The following is an 18,824-nucleotide window of genomic DNA, read 5'->3' on the forward strand; positions in this document are numbered from 1 at the left end:
TGATGCTATGTCACATATTTTTGAAGGAACAGGTGTTGCATTAATAACGCCTTTTACTAATGGCGAAGTGGACTATGAGGCGATAAAGAAACATGTGCGTTTTCAAATTGAGAACGGCATTCAATCCATTGTGGTCAATGGGACAACAGCTGAAAACCCGACATTGACATCAGAAGAAAAAGACCGCATTTTAATGACGGTGATTGAAGAAAATGCACAGCGTGTCCCTATTATTGTTGGCACAGGGACAAATAATACAGCGCAATCGATTGCAGCGTCTTTACGTGCGAAAGAACTTGGTGCGGATGCCATTATGCTCATCACGCCCTATTATTTAAAAACGAGTCAACGAGGGTTAATTGCCCATTTCGAAGCGATTGCAAATGCTGCCGAACTTCCGGTTGTCCTTTATAATGTGCCATCACGTACAAATAGTACGATTGAGATCGACACACTAGTGAAATTAAGTGAGAATCCATATATTGTTGCATTAAAAGATGCAACGAATGATTTTGAATATTTGCGTGAAATTCAAGCGCATATTGATACAGATACTTTTGCTTTATATAGTGGTAATGATGATAATATCGTCACTTATTATAATCGTGGAGGCCATGGCGTGATTTCTGTTCTTGCCAATGTCATTCCAAATGCATTTCAACAGATCTATACAGACGCGCGCCATCGTGCGGCACATTTTGAAACGATTGCCCCTATATTGGAGGCGATGCGTGTTGATATCAATCCAATTCCAATTAAGTATTTAGCAGCGTTAGAAGGATTCGGACAATATGAGGTTCGCCTTCCCCTCTTACCGTTGAATGAGGCAGAACAGCAACAATTGAAAGAAACATATCATCAATTTAAAGCAGGTGTTCATCGATGAAAATTTTATTAATTGGTTATGGGGCGATGAATCAACGGGTTGCGCGGCTCGCTGAGGAACAAGGTCATGAAATTGTAGGCGTTATTGCGAGACAAACCACTCAAAAAATCCCTTACTCCGTTTATGATAAAATTAGCGAAGTCGCGACTGCGGATGTGGCGATTGATTTTTCTCACCCTCATTTGTTACTGCCGTTATTAGAGGATGATTTTAATTTACCACTAGTTGTTGCAACGACAGGAGAAAAAGCACAAATAACTGAAAAACTTGAAACATTAAGTCAAAAGATGCCAGTTTTTTTCAGTGCCAATATGAGCTATGGGGTCCATGTATTGACGAAGCTTTTAGAAGTGGCAGTCCCCCTCTTACAAGATTTTGATATTGAACTCACAGAAGCACATCATCATCATAAAGTGGATGCGCCGAGTGGCACGCTTGTGAAATTGTATGATGTCATTGCAGATTTACGTTCAAAGAGCACACCGGTGTATAACCGAAGTGAGCAAGAGATGAAGAGGACGAAAGATGAAATTGGTATCCACACGATACGGGGTGGTACGATTGTAGGTGAACATGACATATTGTTTGCTGGAACGGATGAAACGATTACACTTTCGCATCGAGCGCAATCTAAAGATATTTTTGCGAATGGCGCTTTAGGTGCGGCAGAGAAGTTAATTCATCATCCACCTGGGTATTATACATTTGATAACTTATAAAGGAGTGTCGGAATAAAATGGTTAAAAATTTTTCAGCTGAAGAAATCATTCAATATATCAGTGATGCGAAGAAATCAACCCCATTAAAAGTCTATGTGAACGGTGTGTTTGATCAAATTCAATTTCCAGATCAATTTAAAGTTTTTGGTTCAGAAGACTCAAAAGTTATTTTTTGTGAAGCGAGTGATTGGAAAACGTTTTATGAAGCAAATCAATCCTCTTTCACAGAGGTAGAAATTGAAATGGATCGACGTAACTCGGCGATTCCGTTAAAAGATTTAACAAATGTCAATGCGAGAATTGAGCCCGGTGCTTTTATTCGAGAGCACGCAGTCATTGGTGATGGCGCAATTGTCATGATGGGTGCAACCATTAATATTGGTGCTGTTGTAGGTGAAGGAACAATGATTGATATGAATGCAACACTGGGTGGTCGTGCAATGACGGGTAAAAATGTTCACGTTGGTGCCGGTGCGGTTTTAGCCGGAGTAATTGAGCCTCCAAGTGCATCCCCTGTTGTGATTGAAGACGATGTGTTAATTGGTGCGAATGCAGTGATTCTTGAAGGTGTTCGGGTTGGTGCCGGTGCTATCGTTGCTGCGGGTGCAATTGTCACACAAGATGTGCCAGCGGGTGCTGTTGTTGCGGGTACACCAGCCAGAGTCATCAAACAAGCACATGAAGTTGAAGATTCTAAACATGAAATTGTAGCTGCATTGCGTCAATTAAATCAGTAAGTCATGTGAATAGGGCTAGGCAGATTCCTGGCCCTTTTTGTATACATCGATAGAGGAGTGAAGTATGATGAATGAATTAGAATTTGTGACGCAGCATCGGCGTTATCTTCATCAACACCCCGAGTTGAGTCTAGAAGAATATCAAACAACGGCTTATATAGAAGCCTTTTTGAAAGAATTAGGTGTCCCCTATGAACGGCCCTTAAAAACAGGAATTATAGGCTATTTAAAAGGGAAAAGTAATGAAGCGCTTGCCTTTAGAGCAGATATTGATGCTTTACCCATTCACGAAGAAAACGATATCCCCTACCGCAGTCAAGTAGATGGTCGTATGCATGCTTGTGGTCACGATGGGCATACGACGGCATTGATGTTATTCGTAAAACGTTGTAAAGCGCTTTTTGATAAAGGGCAATTGCCACATGATGTTGTATTTATCTTCCAACCGGCTGAGGAATCAGGTGGTGGCGCCAATTTGTTGATTAAGGCCAACGCATTTGCAAAGTATCATATTAAGGCAATCTACGGTGTGCACCTTATGCCTTTTGTGGATGAAGATGCAGTCGTTATCCGTGACCATGAAATTACAGCAAGTGCTACAGAATTCCGTTATTTTGTTGAAGGTCAGTCTAGTCATGTCGCCAATAAAGAGCAAGGGAAATCAGCGGGTGAAGCACTACAGCATATCATGATACAACTTTCTCAAATTCAGCAATATCATTTAAATGGATTGCAGCGTAACATTATTCATATCGGTCATTTCCGTGCTGGAGAAGCCATTAATACCGTACCGACGCATGGTTATTTGGAAGGGACTATACGGACATACGATATGAATGATTTAGACCAAATCCAGTCACAAATGCGTAAAATTGCAGAAAGTGCAACGTTATTATTTGGTGTACAATGCGATGTTCAGTTTGCAGAAGGTTATCCTCCAACGATGAACGACCCATCTTTAAAAAAATATGTAGTGGAAAGCTTAACGCATCACCAGTTTGAAGTTATCGAAAACGAACTCCCTTATTTGTTTGGTGAAGATTTTAGTTTTTATGCACAAATCGCACCATCTTATTTCGTTTTTGTAGGCACACGGAATGAAGCGCAACAATTGATTAGCGGTCTTCATACCCCGCGACTTAATTTTAATGAGCGAATGTTAATCCGGGTGGCTGACTATTATGAACGTTTGTTAATGAACTACAATGAGGTGGAAGCATGACAGCATTATGGCAAGTTGATCGTACACAATTTCTGAATAATGTAAAGCAAGTCGTACAGGAACAACCGATAATGGCGGTTGTTAAAAATAATGCTTACAATTATGGTTTGGAGTTTGCTGTACAAATGTTCCACCAAGCAGGTATTGACACTTTTAGTACGACTTCACTTGAGGAAGCCATCCAAATTCGTCAATGGCTACCAGAAGCGACGATATTTTTAATGAATCCAACAGTACATTTTGACTTATTGCGAGACAATGATATTCACATGACTTTACCATCGTTGGCCTTTTATTACACACATCAAGAGGCATTAGCAGGTGTTAAAGTTCATTTGGAATTTGAAAACCTATTACATCGTTCGGGTTTTAAAAATTTGTCAGAGTTAAAAGAAGTATTACGTGTACATCAACAATATACGGGCCGTAAAATGATAATTACAGGGTTATGGACACACTTTGGTTACGCAGATGAATTTGATGTCACGATGTATGAGACGGAAAGAAGCGCATGGTTAGACATTGTCGAGGCCCTTGTAAATCAAGAAGGTTATCATTTTGATTTGGTACACGCTCAAAATAGTGCGAGCTACTACAGAGAAGGACAGCGTGTATTGGCACAACATTCACATGCACGTATTGGCATTGCATTGTATGGTTCACGCCCTTATTCGTCTTTGTCACCCGATTGTATTACACAAGCGCTAACTGTAAAAGCGCATGTCATTCAAGTACGTGAGGTTCAACAAGGAGATCATTGTGGCTATAGCTTTGCATATACGGCAGAACAGCCACATACGCGATTGGCTGTCGTAGATATCGGTTATGGAGATGGTATTCTTCGGACGAGAGCGGCACATGACGTTTTAATTGGTGAGAAGCATTATCCGATACGTGCGTTAATGATGAGTCATATGTTTGTAGAAGTTGATGAAGATGTGCATGCAGGAGATATTGTTTTGATTTATCATTCAAACATGCGTGTTGATGATTATACATTTAAGGGTGTCGGCGCAAACTCTGAACAGCTGAGTGCATTAAATTTGAATTCATTAATAAAGGAGTATATTTAAATGACTGTGAGTTATAATCAAAATGGAGAATTATCAATGGCGGGAACGAGTTTGAAAATGTTAGCTCAAAGCTTTGGTACGCCTACAATTGTTTACGATGAAGCACAAATTCGTCAACAGATGAGACGTTATCATCAGGCGTTCCAACAAAACGATATTGGCTATGTCCTTTCATATGCATCTAAAGCGTTCACTTGTATACAGATGGTTAAGCTGGCAGCTGAAGAAGATTTTGAGCTCGATGTTGTTTCGGAAGGAGAGCTTTATACAGCACTTGAAGCGGGTTTTGATCCAAAGCGAATTCATTTTCATGGGAATAATAAAACGAAACAAGAAATTCGTTATGCATTAGAGCACGGAATTGGTTATATTGTAGTCGATGCCTTGGACGAAATTGATTTAATTGACGCCTATGCGACAGCGTCCGTCGATGTATTACTGCGTGTCAATCCTGGTGTAGAGGCACATACACACGAATTTATTAAAACCGGCCAAGAGAAAAGTAAATTTGGTCTATCTTTAAAGCATGGCCTCGCGCTTGAAGCAATCGAGAAAATTCGGCAGTCAAACCATTTGTCTCTGAAAGGCATTCATTTTCATATTGGTTCACAAATTGAGGATACGACGGGTATGATTGAAACTGCAAAGAGTGTCTTACAATGGTTAGATACACAAGCGATTTCCATTGATTTACTGAATTTAGGTGGCGGATTTAGTGTGAAATACGTGGAAGGTGATCAATCGTTTGATATTGAAACGGGGATTACGCGTATCGTGCAAGCGATTAAAACGGAATGTCAACGTTTAAACTACCCTATTCCAACGCTAAGTATTGAGCCAGGGCGATCCATTGTTGGAGAAGCCGGTGTGACGCTCTATGAAGTGGGCTCGATTAAAGATATTCCAGGCGTAAATAAATATGTTTCCGTCGATGGTGGTATGAGCGATCATATTCGAACAGCGTTATATGATGCACGTTATGAGGTACGACTTGTTAATCGTCAAGATACGCCTGATGAAATGGTTACGATTGCTGGTAAATTATGCGAATCGGGTGATATTCTCATCCATGAGGCACTTCTCCCATCCAATGTGCGACGCGGTGATTATCTCGCCGTATTAACAACGGGTGCCTATCATTATAGTATGACTTCGAATTATAATCAGATACAAAAACCTGCTGTCTTTTTTGTGAATGAGGGTAAAGCGAGAGAAGTGATAAAACGTCAATCATTGCGTCAATTAATTATTAACGATGTGAGATGATAAAGGGTGTTTAAAGCGCGAAAAGATAGCAGTTAGCATGAGGATTTTGTGAATTGGAGATGGATGATAAAATCCAAATACATGGTTGAATAGATGGATCAATGGGTTGAAACATAAGGAGATAGAAAATCAATCAAAATACACGCCATATTGCGCGTGGGCGGAGTGGACAACGTTGTCTCCCCCACTACAGTATGGCGTGTTTGAGTGATTTCATGGGGATGCATATGAAAATCAAAAAAAACAGTGAAGTTGCTCCACTGTTTTTTCTAAGTCAATATTGCATCTATTTATTATAGTTTAACAACGTTCGCAGCTTGAGGACCGCGGTCGCCTTCAACTACTTCAAATTCAACTGATTGACCTTCATCTAATGATTTGTAACCTTCTTGGTTGATAGCTGAGAAGTGAACGAATACGTCGTTTTCTCCTTCAACTTCGATAAAACCAAATCCTTTTTCAGCGTTAAACCATTTTACTGTACCTTGTTTCATAATCTGTGAAACCTCCAAGACTAAAATTCAATATGCGTTATTCGCATATTACAAAAAATACTGATTCATTCTTTATAAAAAATAAATAAAAATTGAAAATATTCTTTGCAATATGGAATAATGCTATTGCTTAAACTCATTATAAGGTAAATAGGCAATATTTGCAATATAGAATTTAAAATTTATTGATTAGTCTATAATTGGTGAATTCAAATAAATACTACCATTTTTTAAAGTGATATAGCTATAAAAAATTTGTAAGTCTTCATCACAATGCTCACAAAAATTCAAATCGCAATTATTGTAAAATGCATAAATATTATGTTTGCCCACTACAAAGTTATCATATTCAGTTTTAGCTTGCCGTATTAATTGTTGATATCCTTTTTCAAATGTAGCAAATGAATCGAACTGGTATGAATCAATGATGTGTTCTGGCCAATCATCGAATAACCACCAACCCTCATAGTCTGCACGAATCTTAGCAACTTCCCACATGATCAATGTCCCCCTAAGTGTAGAAAAGTCTTAATAAACAAGATAGTATCTTTATTTTTAAAAAGCAAGTTAAAAGACTTAAAAATAAGTGATAGGAAATTTAAATATTAGTCTTTTGCACTGAAAATACTTATAATTAAGTGGAGGGGGAAAAGACATGAAACATTATTTAATCCAAGTTCATGGACGTGTTCAAGGGGTAGGATTTCGTTATTTTACGAAACGATTAGCGCTGAAATATCAGATTGTAGGAACGGTTCAAAATAGAGATGATTATGTTGTTGTATATGCACAAGGCGAGACATTAGCACTCGAATCATTTACTCAAGCAGTGATTCAAGGTGCTTCTCCTGCGTCACATGTGACAAATTATACGATTAATGAATTAGAACTTAATCAAGAATATAAAAGTTTTCGAGCTTTAACATAAAGGAAGATGTTTATGAGATATTTACTTTCACGTATTTGGGGGGTCATGGTTGGGATTCCTGTTTCCATCATCGCCTTCATTACTAGTATTTTCACTTTAGATTTCTCTTTTGTATTAGACTTTTTAATTGGAATAGGTGGTTTTATATTAGGCTATCTACCAACACAACGTTTAACCTCACGTGCCTATTTAAAAGAAATGAACTTGACTCGAAAAGATTTTCATTATATTCAACATCAAATTGCGCAAGTTCAAAATAAAAACAAACGACTTTTAAGAGCAATGATAAAAGTGCGTTCTGTACAAGATTTTAAGTTAGTGAACGAGATTCATCGCCTCACACGTACGATTAATGCTGTAGTAAAACAACGCCCTTTCCAGTTTTATAATGTTGAAAGTTTTTACTATTCTCATATTGATAATGCGCTCAATCTCGTGGAGTGTTATACAAGGCTTGCTAAGATGCCTTCAAAGTCCACTGAAGAGCATCAATTACTACAACGTACGCGAATTACTTTAGAAGAGGTAAAGCGAACATTGATTGCGGATTTGAAGCAACTCAATGCACCAGATTATCAACAGTTAGATACAGAAATGCGTTTGAATGCGCTGTATCAGAAAAGAAAAGTTAAAGAAATGGAGAATGATTCATGAAATCAAATGACATGCAGACCCATCCATTAGATGATTATTTTAAAGACTTTGAGCAAAATACCCCAGCTCAAGAAGCAAGTACGGATGTACAATCAAACTTTAATGAACAAGACCGCCAAAAAATTCATAGCTTAGCGGCACAAATTGAGCCGTTAGATCATGATAGTTTATTAAAATTCGGGTCAAATGCACAAACGCAATTGTCTCATTTCTCACATCAGATGTTAAGTGAAATTCAATCAAAGGATGTCGGTCCGATTGGTGAAACGTTAAATCAATTAATGAAAAAGTTGAAAGAAGTGGATCCTGAAGCGTTGTTGCAACAAAACGACTCTCTGCTGAAGAAACTATTCAAGCGATCAAAAAATTCGATGCAACAGCTTTTTTCACGTATGCAGTCAGTGAGTTCACAAGTCGATCGTATTTCAATTGAATTGGATAAAAATAAGTCGCTGATCGTCAAAGATATTCAACTGTTAGATGGACTTTATCAACAAAATAAAGATTATTTTGATGTGTTGAACCTTTATATTGCAGCAGCACAACAAAAGAAAGCGGAAATTGAGCAACACATTTTACCTGAAATGCGTCAAAAGGTTAAATCAACGAATGATCAGATGGCTGTTCAAGATGTGGCCGATATGGAGCAATTTGTTGATCGTTTAGATAAACGAATTTATGATTTGAAGTTATCACGTCAAATTTCATTACAATCTGCCCCGCAAATTCGTATGATTCAAAATGTCAATCAGGCGCTTGCTGAGAAAATACAGAGCTCGATTTTAACAAGTATTCCATTATGGAAAAATCAAATGGCGATTATGCTGACATTACAACGTCAACAAAAAGCAGCATTGGCTCAAAAACAAGTGACAGATACGACAAATGAAATTTTATTACGCAATTCCGAGATGCTCCGTCAAAATGCACGTCTTACAGCAGAAGAAAACGAAAGAGGCATTGTCGATATCGAAACTTTAAAAGCGACGCAAGACAATATTATTCAAACGATTGAAGAAACGTTACAGATTCAACAAGAAGGTCGTCAAAAGCGTCAGCAGGCTGAGAAAGAATTGTTGGCATTAGAATCTGATTTGAAGTCAAAATTAACGACTGCGAAAATTCAACGCGGTGAAGAATATTAAAATCATCGAATGAATCAAACTTAAAAAAGCGAGTTGGAACTTTAATTAAAATTCCAAACTCGCTTTTTAAATGTGTCACTTACAATCGCTGTTATTATTCTTTTTCGTATACAATAATCTTTGAGTTTTTCATGAAGGCACCAATGATATAACCGATAATCATTGTAACGATTGCAATTGGGAACCACTCCAATGAATGTTGGTGTAATGGTAATTGATCAATAAAGCCAATATGCGCCCAACCATTGGCATGAATGACACTAAGGATAGACTCAATTGTTATCACGGCAACTGTTAAACGTTGTGTTATTGGTTTTGTTGGAATCAAACGTGCGATTAATATTAACAATACAGTTGTAATCGCAACAGGATAAATAATCAATAATACAGGAATTGAAAGTTTGATGACTGAGTTTAATCCTAAGTTTGATAAAATAAAACTAATTGTAGTAAAGAAAAATACATAAACTTTGTAAGAAATCTTTGGCAAAATGCTGTGGAAGTATTCACTTACTGAAACTGTTAAACCACAAGCTGTCGTTAAACAAGCGAGTGCAACAATAATGCCGAGTAAATATTTACCGAAAGCGCCAAAACCAGTGTCTGCCATTGTGATGAGTAAGTAGACGCCGATATTTTGATCATTTGCCACTAAACGTTTCATAGTCTCCTCAGAAATAATCATATGGTTACCAATGAAACCTAATGAGATATAGATCACTGCTAAAGCAATTGCGGCAATGACACCCGCCATCGCAGTTTGTTTGAAGATATTGTTGGCATGTTTAATGCCTGTTGCTTTAATTGCGTTTACGACAATCATAGAAAAAGCAATTGCAGCGATTGCGTCCATCGTCAGATAGCCTTCAGTAAACCCTTTTGAAAAACCACCTAATGATGAGCTGTAAACAGCTGGGTCAGCAACATTTTGTTTACTGCCGCCAAAATCAAAAAACCCTTTAACAATCATCGCAATAATTGTTAATAACAAGATAGGTGTCAAAATGGCACCGATACGATCAACAATTTTACCTGGATTTAAGCACAAATATAAAACGATGATAAAATAAACAACTGAGAATACAAATAACCAGATAGGACTACTTGAATGAATAATAGGTGTTAAAGTCATCTCGAACGATGTTGAAGCTGTTCGAGGGATGGCAAACAAAGGTCCGATTGTTAAGTAAATCGCTACTAAAAATACAACTGAGAATGCAGGATGTATTTTATTGATTGAACCGATGTAGCCTTCTTTATCTAAAGCCCCTACCATAATTCCTATTAGAGGTAAGCCAATTCCAGTAATGACAAAGGCTAAAATTGACGGCCAAAAATATTGACCACTTGCTAGCCCCAAATTCGGTGGGAAAATAAGATTCCCCGCGCCAAAAAAGATGGCGAATAACATAAAACCAATAAACAAAGTGTTTTTATTCATAATGTTGCTCCTTCAAATTCCAAAATAAATATGATTCATTCTATCATAAGAAATAACACACGTCTATAAAATTTCTGAAAATTTGAAAATTGTTATCACAAATTAAATAAAATGTGTCTAAAACGACTTCAATAACAGTTTTTTTAATAACGGCGAAAGTAAACTTGGCAAGTGTGAAACGCCTTCTACAAAAATCGCATATTGCCCATAAATATTATGAATCGTTTGTTCGATAGATTCTGTAATCGGTTCTTGACTTAAGAAGACGTTGAAAACCTCAATGCCGAGTTTTCGTGACTGCTCGACAGCTTCATACGTATCAAGAATACCGTCTTGACTATAATTGAATGCAGATGGTTCTCCATCAGAAAAAACGATGAGGAATCGTTGTTGTTCCGGACGGGTTAATAAACGATCACTCGCGATGCGTATGGCAACCCCATCACGATTATCGTCTTGAGGCGTTAATGACATAATTCTAGGTGCATCGTGATTAAAAATAGATTGATGATAGTTCATAATTTCGTCGATGATATTGGGCTGGTAATGTGTGTCGGCTTCAAAGGTGTCTTCATTAAAGGCGAGAATTTCATGTTTGACGTTAAGGGCTTTTAACGTTTCATGAAACAAGACGACACCTTTAATGGTTTCATCCATTTTGTCATACATACTTGCCGATGCATCAATTAAAAGTGTAAATGTAGCATTGAATGTTCGGCTTTGATCTGCTTTTTTATAGAATAATTTATATTGATCATCTATAAACCAATTGATTAAGTTTCGTTGCAAACGCCCTTTTGTGAGTGGACGACGGATATCTTGAAATTGGTGGTCTATCGTTTTTTTTATAATTTGTATTAAATCTTTTGTTTCGTACTGAACGGCATTTTGAACGTGACGATAGGCCTCTACATATTCAGGTAAAATATCTGGGACATGCCATTGAATATCGACATATTGATTAATCCCATTGAGTGCGAACAACGCATGAGATGGGCCTAGTTCGCCCCCTTCCTCATTTTGTATGGCAGCTGATGTTCCCTTTCCTTTTTTGCTAATCATATCAGTGATATCATCCGTTGAATCGCCTTCACGTGCGTGGGATTCATCACCTAACACATCACTGTTTACGCCTTCGTGCAATTCCATCTCTAAATAAGCCCCGCCAGCGGATTCACTATCTCTGTTTTTTGACTCCATTTGTTCTGACACCACATCGTCATTTTTTTCATCGTGATGTCCATCGGTATTCGCCGCATCGGTTCTTTTTAGTGCATCAAATGTATGCGGTTGAGTTGCTGAATAAACATGGCGAGGGATGTGATAATACTCATTCAACATATCTTCATCGAGCCAATCGTCGACTTGAAACATGATCCTTTGTGTAAGGTACATCGTGTCCTCACTCGATTGGAGTTGGAATGCATCTGGTAAATATTGATATATAACCGCCAACAAAGGGTCTAATTCTGGATGAATATCGGGAACGTGATAAAAATCATCCCGTAAGAATGAATATTCTATATTTAAAAATAATAAATCTGTGAATAATGTTTTAGTCCGATATACGTTGATTTGTGATTGGCTGTACTGTTGACGAATTTCTTTTCTTACCTGAATCATCGTGTGTGTACTGGGGCGTTGATGTTCGATGAGATTTAAGATACGCATTTCTTCCATCATTTTAAACAGTTGGCGGTATAATTTAGGATGTTTAAAAGATTCATCGTTTGCCAAAATGAGGCGTACGATTTCTGGATCCATATGGCGATCACTGTACGTCGCTAGTAATACATCTGTTTTTAAGCCGATATATTCCGTCTTTTCCGGTCGATGTCTCCAAAAAGAGCTACATATGAGCGTATTATTAACTGCATCATAATAAGGGAACTTGTGAACTTTTACTTGTGTCTCTGGATTTTTAAGTAACAATCGTGCAAGATCTTGTAACATCATTATTTTCATGGCATCAAGTTGTTCGTCATTAAACATGATAAAGCGATCGCTCATAATATCACCTTCTAAAAGTTAAGTTCTACAGCATTCATTATCGCTTGTTGTTCGCGTTCATCCTCTAGTTTATCGATGATACTTCGCTGAATGGCTCTTTCAACAGGCATCACCGTAGCGAGATCACTCATGTCAATTAATGCACGAATACTGGCTGCTTCCTCAGAAAGTTGACCCTGTTGAGTCATTGTGCGTAGATCTGCGTTAAATCGAATAATTTGTTGTATCAATGTGTCGTCTTGTAAAAGGCTTTGGGCTTTAATGACATCATGTAATGTGGCGCCATCAATATAATCAACATTAATGACGACGAATCGGTTTTTTAGCGCTTCATTCATCGGTAATGTTCCAACGTAGCCTTCATTAATTGCAGCAATGACTTTAAAACCAGGGGCAGCTTTAATGACTTCTCCTGTAAATGGATTTGTTAATTGACGGCGATAATCGAGCACACCATTTAAAATGGGTAACGTTTCCGGTTTTGCCATATTGATTTCGTCGATGTATAAAATATGCCCTTCCCGCATCGCTCTGATTACGGGGCCATCGATAAATACGATTTCTTGCTGTCCCTTTTCAGACGTTTTGATCGTTTTAAATCCGAGTAAACTCTCCGCATCTAAATCGACGGAGCAGTTGATTTGGTGCATCGGTAATTGTGTCAATTCGCTCAACGTTTCAGCGAGCTTGGTTTTCCCAGAACCCGTAGGCCCTTTCAATAAAATGTTTTTATTGAGTTCAAATAATTTGATGGCATCTCCCAATACATTTTCATCAGCGTTAATATAATGTGTTAATTGCTGTCCCATAATCATGTTCCTTTCATTTTAAAAACATGAAAAAAGACGTGAGTACGAAAATACCCCCGCTTTTTTCTTTTTCTGTGTGAGCTGTTCGCGTCCTAAACTTCTTCAAAATAAGTTTTGTAATAGCCGCCAACGTGTCCAGAGTTATCAATGATTTGATAGTATTCTTCAGTCTCATTCACTACTGCATAGGTTTCACCTATTGTTAACATATCACTAACTGTAAATTTTTTGGCGTCAGTATGAATAACTTTGACTTGTTTTATCAGTTGCTGTGTTTTCCATGTATTTTGTAACATTGCTTAACTTCCTTTCATCGTATCTGTCCATGTAAGTATAAATGATATACCGCTTATATCATTTACACGTAACGATTGTGTTTGTGCGGATTCATTTTTCAGTCGTTGATATGGAATACCGTGTTGGTTCAATTGTTGTAATGCGTATCGGTACTCACTATCATTTTGAGCTGTCAATTCAAGCTGTTCAACAATGCCATAAGAAGGGAGTTGAACGGGTGACGCAGGTTCTGAAATATGGATTTCCGATCCGAGTCCGCCGTTTTCGCATTCAAGCACGATGACGCGTTTGGATGATTCTGGTGAAACGTACTCGGCTTTAATGCGAAGGCCAAATATATTCGTTAATAAGCTTGTTGTAATCATCGGTTCATTCGTTTTCAAAATAATAGGTCCGAGCCCTTGGACTTGATGGATAGGATTGACAGTACTCATTTCATTGGGTATTCCTAATCCGACACCCGTGTTATGTTCATTGGATACGATACTAAAATGTTGGGAGTGATCGTCTGAAAACAAAATATAGGGGTGCCCATTCAGAGTGAAAGGCCCATGAAATGATTGTGAATGATGTTGTAAAAGTGACATATATTCTTTAATACCTTCATCTGATGGTGTCCGTAATCCAATCATTTCAAAATGCTGAAACGTCGGTGAAATCGGTTCGTGGGTTTCGACAAATTGAATGCGTGTGCCTGGGCTGATTTGACCATCGCCAAATTGAACCTTATTTTCATGTCGCTCATAGGTCATACCTAACATATTATGAAATAAATCAATGGTTTTGTCTATACTTTCAGTTGCTAATGTGACGCTACGGATATAGGCCATAATATTTCACTCCCTTTCGAATACATTATAACGTAAATAAAATCGTGTTTTCGATAAAAATGATGAACCCATCTCCTATACGAATCAGCACATAGGAGATGGGTTTGATCATCTTTACGATGACAGCTTCTAACAATCCAAAAAGAGGTTAGAAAAACGCATCGAGCATGAATCATTACTTAAGATTCTAGCAATAAATCTTCAGGGTTTTCAATTAAGTCTTTGATTGTTTTCAAGAAACCAACAGCTTCTTTTCCATCAATAATACGATGGTCATAACTTAAAGCGATATACATCATTGGTCGATTTTCAATTGTATCTTGATCAATTGCAATAGGTCGCGTGATAATGGAATGCATACCTAGAATCGCCGCTTGATTTCCGTTAATGATTGGTGTGGACATCATTGACCCGAAAATACCTCCATTGGTAATAGTGAATGAACCATTCATCATATCATCAAGGGATAATTTATTGTCACGGGCTTTTATCGCTAAGTTTGCAATTTCTTCTTCTATTTCAGCAAAATTTTTCTTATCGCAGTCTCTTACATTCGGTACTAATAAGCCACCTGGTGTAGATACAGCGATACCGATGTCATAGTATTGTTTAGTGATCATTTCGTCACCATCAATTTCAGCGTTGACTTCAGGATATTTTTTTAGTGCAGCAACGGCAGCTTTAGTGAAGAATGACATAAATCCAAGTTTCGTGCCGTTGTGATCTTCCATAAACTTTTCTTTCTTACGTTTACGCAGTGACATGACATTTGTCATGTCAACTTCATTAAACGTTGTTAACATCGCTGTATTGTTGCTCACTTCTAACAATTTTTTCGCTGCTGTTTGTTTTCTACGACTCATTTTTTCACGAATGACAGGTTTAGAAGGAACTTTAGGTGCTTTCGGTGTGTCTTTGTCATTTGACTGTTTTGCTGATGTTTCTTTTTGTTGTGGGCGACGTTCAATATCTTCTTTGCGTAGCACATCGTTTGATTTAGCGCTCACATCGCTCAAGCTAATTCCTTTTTCACGAGCAGCACGACGCGCTGAAGGTGTCGCATTAATACGCTCATTAGATGAAGGACGCTCACTCGCTTTTTCGCTTTGATCCGCCTCTTTTTCTTCTTGAACATTTGACGCATCAGATTTTTTTGAATCACTTGAGTTTTTGTTATCATTTGAAGGTGTCGTTGCACTTCCTTCACCTATGACTGCAATGGCTTGACCGACTTCAACAGTGTCCCCTTCTTCGGCAAGTAATTCTTGAATTGTTCCTTCTTCTTCTGAAACAACTTCTACGTTTACCTTGTCAGTTTCTAATTCAAGGATTGCTTCACCTTTTTCAACAGTGTCACCCACTTGTTTTAACCATTCTGCAATGGTACCTTCTGTAATAGATTCTGCTAATTCTGGAACTTTGACCTCTGCCATTATTTATATGCCCCCTAAATATTTAAACTATTTTCAATAATCATTTTTTGGACTAATTTGTGTATTTCAGCGTCACCTTCAGCAGGTGCAGCTCTGTGTTTTCTGCCATGATACGTAAGTGTGTATTGTTCACCTACAATGTCTTTAAGCATTGGGTAGGCATAATGCCATGCCCCTTGATTTTGAGGCTCTTCTTGGACCCAAGCCACTGTTTCAAGGTTCGGAAGAGATTTGAGAATCGATTGAATCTCTTCTTCTGGGAATGGATAAAGTCGTTCGACTGCAATGAGTAAAATAGCTTCATTTGGTGACTCTGAAAGCTGTTCTTTCAAGTCAATGAACATTTTACCAGATGCAAGAATAACTTTTTTAATTTTTTCACTGTCATGTGCTTCTGGCAAAATAGGCTCAAAGCCACCAGAAGTAAATGCTTTGATAGGTTGCGCTACCGTTTTATTACGCAATAATCCTTTAGGAGACATGACGACTAAAGGTCGCATCGCCTCTGTGCCTATACTGGCTGCTTGTGCACGTAATAAGTGGAAATAATTGGCTGAGCTCGACAAGTTACAAACAGTCATATTATTTTCTGCGGCCAATTGTAAGAAACGTTCTAAGCGCGCCGATGAATGTTCGGGTCCTTGTCCTTCAAAGGCATGCGGGAGCAAGAATGTTAAACCTGAAGATTCCCCCCATTTTGCTCTGCTTGAGAAAATAAAGTTATCAAAATACATTTGTGCCATATTTGAGAAGTCGCCAAATTGTGCTTCCCAGATATTAAAGGATGACGGATGTTCAACATTATATCCATATTCAAACCCCACGACGGCTGCTTCAGAAAGGGGTGAGTTATGAATGTCAAACGTTGCTTTTTGTTCAGGTACGTGTTGTAAAGGTGTAAAAGTATCTCCATTTTCTTGATCATGCAAGACTGCGTGACGATGACTAAACGTACCGCGTTCTGAATCTTGACCTGTTAAACGAATCGGTGTGCCTTCCTGCATGACAGTTGCGAAAGCGAGCTGTTCTGCATGTGCCCAATCCACAAGGCCTTCGTCACTTTCAAATGGTTGCTTACGTTGTTCCAAAATACGATTCAATTTTTTATAGACATTGAACCCTTCAGGATAATTAAACATCGCATCGTTAATTTTCTTTAAGCGATCAAAAGAAAGTTCAGAATCATTGCTCGCCAGTGGTTGTGCAATGCTTTCAGGAATATCCATGTCCGTGTTGTTATTTTTATCTGATTTGTCGATTTTGTCATGCGCTGCACGCATTTCTTTTTGTACGCCATCAATGACTGCATCCATTTCTTCTTGAGTGATGATGCCTTCTTTAACGAGTTGATTGCCGTAAATGACTTCAGACGTTTCGTGCTTTTTAATGGCTTTATATGGAAGTGGATTGGTCATTGTTGGCTCATCCATCTCGTTATGTCCAAACCGACGATAGCCGACTAAATCAATCACGACATCTTTGTGGAAATGCTTTCTGAACTCCATTGCGATATCAATGGCTTCAATGGTTGCTTCAACATGATCCGCATTTACATGCATGATTGGGACATCATAACCTTTGGCTACATCTGTTGCATAGGTCGTAGAACGTGCATCTTGTGGGTCAGTCGTAAAGCCGATACGATTATTTGTGATGATGTGTAACGTACCACCAGTAGAAAAACCATCAAGGTTACCTAAATTCATTGTTTCAAAGTTAACGCCTTGACCTGGATATGCTGCATCTCCATGAACAATAATCGGCATTGCATTTGTGAAATCTGTCTGAACTTTACCTGAGTAGTTTGTTTGGTCTTGTGCGGCTCTCGTACGTCCTGTGACAACAGGCGCAACCACTTCAAGATGACTAGGGTTGTTTGCTAATGTAATTTTTTGTTCGAAACCATAATCATTAATCGTTTTTACACCACCGAGATGGTATTTAACGTCACCTGTCCAACCGGAAGTGATTTTTAAGCTATCATCTTCTGGTAAAAATTTTAATGGATTGGTGTGCATAAATTCAGAAAGCATCATTTCATATGGTTTTTTAAGAACATGTGTTAAGACATTGAGACGACCACGATGTGCCATTCCAATTTGAATGTTTTTTATATGCTCTTCGGCAGCACGTTTGACTGTTTGAGTAATCATAGGTACGAGGGTATTAACACCTTGGATTGAGAATCGCTTTGCACCTACAAAGTTCTTGTGAAGGTATTTCTCAAAGCCTTCAACATGTGCCAGAAGTTTAAATAATTTTATCTTTTCTTCCTTGTTTAAACTGGCTTTATATGGTGTTTCAATACGACGCTTAAGCCAGACACGCTCTTTATTATTGTTGATGTGCGTGTATTCAAAAGCGATAGGTCCTTTATATCGCTGTTCCATTCTGATAATGGCTTCATATGCATTGTCGTATATATCTTTAAAATGATCAGAGACAATTTCAGATGAAATGTTTTCTAATATTGCTTGATCTAAATTAAAGTCTTCTAAATTTAATTTAGGAATATTTGTTCTTTGTGGCGCATTGACAGGATAAATATCAGCTTCTAAATGGCCGTATTGTCTAATATTATCTATCAAACGCATCACACGTTTAATCGTACTGTCTCCTGTGCGCGTTTCAGTCGTTGATGATGTCGTCGCTTTATCATTTTTAATTGTACTAAAGAGTACTTGTAAATCTTTGGTCACTGAACTCGGATCTTCTAAATATTGATCATATAGTTCTAAGATTAATCCTAAGTTTGTGCCGAAATTTACAGGTGCCTCTGTCACCTGTTTATCGTTCTTCATAATCCACCCTCCACAGAAAAAAATAAAAACGCTTACAGGTCAATAATAGCATTAAAATGTGAACATTTAAAGGCAAAAA

General features: G+C 38.0%; 17 protein-coding genes and 1 pseudogene. 9 read left to right on the forward strand and 9 right to left on the reverse strand.

The annotated features are described in order from the left end of the window. The first annotated feature begins 7 nt into the window (after positions 1-7). The 6 genes and pseudogenes from dapA (at position 8) to lysA (ending at position 5,903) form a co-directional block, all read left to right on the forward strand. Positions 8-886: a 4-hydroxy-tetrahydrodipicolinate synthase gene (dapA, locus tag B5P37_RS11090; protein WP_085238268.1), complete on the forward strand. Its 879-nt coding sequence runs from the start codon at positions 8-10 to the stop codon at positions 884-886. Beyond that, positions 883-1,605 (forward strand): 4-hydroxy-tetrahydrodipicolinate reductase, encoded by a 723-nt coding sequence (gene dapB / locus B5P37_RS11095; RefSeq protein ID WP_085238269.1) that lies wholly within the window; start codon positions 883-885, stop codon positions 1,603-1,605. Before dapA ends, dapB begins: the two co-directional genes overlap by 4 nt. 17 nt (positions 1,606-1,622) lie before the next feature. Further along, positions 1,623-2,342: a 2,3,4,5-tetrahydropyridine-2,6-dicarboxylate N-acetyltransferase gene (gene dapD, locus B5P37_RS11100; protein WP_085238270.1), complete on the forward strand. Its 720-nt coding sequence runs from the start codon at positions 1,623-1,625 to the stop codon at positions 2,340-2,342. A gap of 67 nt (positions 2,343-2,409) precedes the next feature. Next, positions 2,410-3,564: a M20 metallopeptidase family protein gene (locus B5P37_RS11105; protein WP_085238271.1), complete on the forward strand. Its 1,155-nt coding sequence runs from the start codon at positions 2,410-2,412 to the stop codon at positions 3,562-3,564. Further along, a pseudogene (locus B5P37_RS11110) lies at positions 3,561-4,654 on the forward strand (alanine racemase). The gene B5P37_RS11105 and the pseudogene B5P37_RS11110 overlap by 4 nt, the downstream one beginning before the upstream one ends. After that, on the forward strand, positions 4,638-5,903 hold the full coding sequence (lysA, locus tag B5P37_RS11115) for a diaminopimelate decarboxylase (protein WP_085238273.1): 1,266 nt from the start codon (positions 4,638-4,640) through the stop codon (positions 5,901-5,903). The pseudogene B5P37_RS11110 and the gene lysA overlap by 17 nt, the downstream one beginning before the upstream one ends. Positions 5,904-6,196: 293 nt before the next feature. Here lysA and cspA read toward each other — a convergent pair whose 3' ends face one another. Next, positions 6,197-6,397 carry a cold shock protein CspA gene (gene cspA, locus B5P37_RS11120; protein ID WP_014613945.1) on the reverse strand — a complete coding sequence of 67 codons (201 nt, stop codon included), beginning with the start codon at positions 6,395-6,397 and terminating at the stop codon, positions 6,197-6,199. Positions 6,398-6,586: 189 nt separating this feature from the next. After that, entirely contained in the window at positions 6,587-6,895 is a 309-nt protein-coding gene (gene msaA / locus B5P37_RS11125) for a regulatory protein MsaA (protein WP_085238274.1), read from the reverse strand. A gap of 157 nt (positions 6,896-7,052) precedes the next feature. Between msaA and B5P37_RS11130 the strand changes: the two genes are divergently transcribed. From B5P37_RS11130 to B5P37_RS11140, 3 genes are read left to right on the forward strand one after another with little or no spacing between them, the layout of a single operon-like run. Beyond that, entirely contained in the window at positions 7,053-7,325 is a 273-nt protein-coding gene (locus B5P37_RS11130) for an acylphosphatase (protein WP_085238275.1), read from the forward strand. Positions 7,326-7,337: 12 nt separating this feature from the next. After that, positions 7,338-7,979, forward strand: coding sequence for a 5-bromo-4-chloroindolyl phosphate hydrolysis family protein (locus B5P37_RS11135; RefSeq protein WP_085238276.1), 642 nt, complete (start codon positions 7,338-7,340; stop codon positions 7,977-7,979). Beyond that, positions 7,976-9,124, forward strand: a complete 1,149-nt coding sequence (locus B5P37_RS11140; RefSeq protein ID WP_085238277.1) for a toxic anion resistance protein — start codon at positions 7,976-7,978, stop codon at positions 9,122-9,124. The genes B5P37_RS11135 and B5P37_RS11140 overlap by 4 nt, the downstream gene beginning before the upstream one ends. 94 nt (positions 9,125-9,218) lie before the next feature. On the opposite strand, the gene brnQ3 is transcribed toward B5P37_RS11140, so the two are convergent. The 7 genes from brnQ3 to B5P37_RS11175 form a co-directional block, all read right to left on the reverse strand. Further along, positions 9,219-10,565, reverse strand: a complete 1,347-nt coding sequence (gene brnQ3, locus B5P37_RS11145) for a branched-chain amino acid-like transporter carrier protein BrnQ3 (RefSeq protein WP_085238278.1) — start codon at positions 10,563-10,565, stop codon at positions 9,219-9,221. 117 nt (positions 10,566-10,682) lie between these two features. Next, positions 10,683-12,575, reverse strand: coding sequence for a vWA domain-containing protein (locus B5P37_RS11150; RefSeq protein ID WP_085238279.1), 1,893 nt, complete (start codon positions 12,573-12,575; stop codon positions 10,683-10,685). Positions 12,576-12,586: 11 nt separating this feature from the next. Then, entirely contained in the window at positions 12,587-13,384 is a 798-nt protein-coding gene (locus B5P37_RS11155) for an ATP-binding protein (RefSeq protein WP_103322046.1), read from the reverse strand. Between the two features lie 92 nt (positions 13,385-13,476). Then, positions 13,477-13,680, reverse strand: coding sequence for a DUF6501 family protein (locus B5P37_RS11160; protein WP_085238281.1), 204 nt, complete (start codon positions 13,678-13,680; stop codon positions 13,477-13,479). 3 nt (positions 13,681-13,683) lie between these two features. Further along, positions 13,684-14,511 carry a VOC family protein gene (locus B5P37_RS11165; RefSeq protein WP_085238282.1) on the reverse strand — a complete coding sequence of 276 codons (828 nt, stop codon included), beginning with the start codon at positions 14,509-14,511 and terminating at the stop codon, positions 13,684-13,686. 179 nt (positions 14,512-14,690) lie between these two features. Beyond that, complete coding sequence (gene sucB, locus B5P37_RS11170; RefSeq protein WP_085238283.1) at positions 14,691-15,944, reverse strand: dihydrolipoyllysine-residue succinyltransferase; 1,254 nt, start codon at positions 15,942-15,944, stop codon at positions 14,691-14,693. Between the two features lie 14 nt (positions 15,945-15,958). Then, positions 15,959-18,748 (reverse strand): 2-oxoglutarate dehydrogenase E1 component, encoded by a 2,790-nt coding sequence (locus B5P37_RS11175; protein ID WP_103322047.1) that lies wholly within the window; start codon positions 18,746-18,748, stop codon positions 15,959-15,961. Positions 18,749-18,824: the final 76 nt, after the last annotated feature.

Origin of the sequence: Staphylococcus lutrae (assembly GCF_002101335.1) — a bacterium.
Classification (GTDB): domain Bacteria; phylum Bacillota; class Bacilli; order Staphylococcales; family Staphylococcaceae; genus Staphylococcus; species Staphylococcus lutrae.

Bases quoted from the DNA above. Each gene is read 5' to 3' on its own strand.
- B5P37_RS11135 (WP_085238276.1), top strand. From the start codon at position 7,338: ATGAGATATTTACTTTCACGTATTTGGGGGGTCATGGTTGGGATTCCT.
- B5P37_RS11105 (WP_085238271.1), top strand. From the start codon at position 2,410: ATGAATGAATTAGAATTTGTGACGCAGCATCGGCGTTATCTTCATCAA.
- B5P37_RS11165 (WP_085238282.1), bottom strand. From the start codon at position 14,511: ATGGCCTATATCCGTAGCGTCACATTAGCAACTGAAAGTATAGACAAA.
- dapD (WP_085238270.1), top strand. From the start codon at position 1,623: ATGGTTAAAAATTTTTCAGCTGAAGAAATCATTCAATATATCAGTGAT.
- B5P37_RS11140 (WP_085238277.1), top strand. From the start codon at position 7,976: ATGAAATCAAATGACATGCAGACCCATCCATTAGATGATTATTTTAAA.
- B5P37_RS11130 (WP_085238275.1), top strand. From the start codon at position 7,053: ATGAAACATTATTTAATCCAAGTTCATGGACGTGTTCAAGGGGTAGGA.
- B5P37_RS11150 (WP_085238279.1), bottom strand. From the start codon at position 12,575: ATGAGCGATCGCTTTATCATGTTTAATGACGAACAACTTGATGCCATG.
- brnQ3 (WP_085238278.1), bottom strand. From the start codon at position 10,565: ATGAATAAAAACACTTTGTTTATTGGTTTTATGTTATTCGCCATCTTT.
- msaA (WP_085238274.1), bottom strand. From the start codon at position 6,895: ATGTGGGAAGTTGCTAAGATTCGTGCAGACTATGAGGGTTGGTGGTTA.
- B5P37_RS11160 (WP_085238281.1), bottom strand. From the start codon at position 13,680: ATGTTACAAAATACATGGAAAACACAGCAACTGATAAAACAAGTCAAA.
- cspA (WP_014613945.1), bottom strand. From the start codon at position 6,397: ATGAAACAAGGTACAGTAAAATGGTTTAACGCTGAAAAAGGATTTGGT.
- dapB (WP_085238269.1), top strand. From the start codon at position 883: ATGAAAATTTTATTAATTGGTTATGGGGCGATGAATCAACGGGTTGCG.
- dapA (WP_085238268.1), top strand. From the start codon at position 8: ATGTCACATATTTTTGAAGGAACAGGTGTTGCATTAATAACGCCTTTT.
- B5P37_RS11155 (WP_103322046.1), bottom strand. From the start codon at position 13,384: ATGGGACAGCAATTAACACATTATATTAACGCTGATGAAAATGTATTG.
- sucB (WP_085238283.1), bottom strand. From the start codon at position 15,944: ATGGCAGAGGTCAAAGTTCCAGAATTAGCAGAATCTATTACAGAAGGT.
- lysA (WP_085238273.1), top strand. From the start codon at position 4,638: ATGACTGTGAGTTATAATCAAAATGGAGAATTATCAATGGCGGGAACG.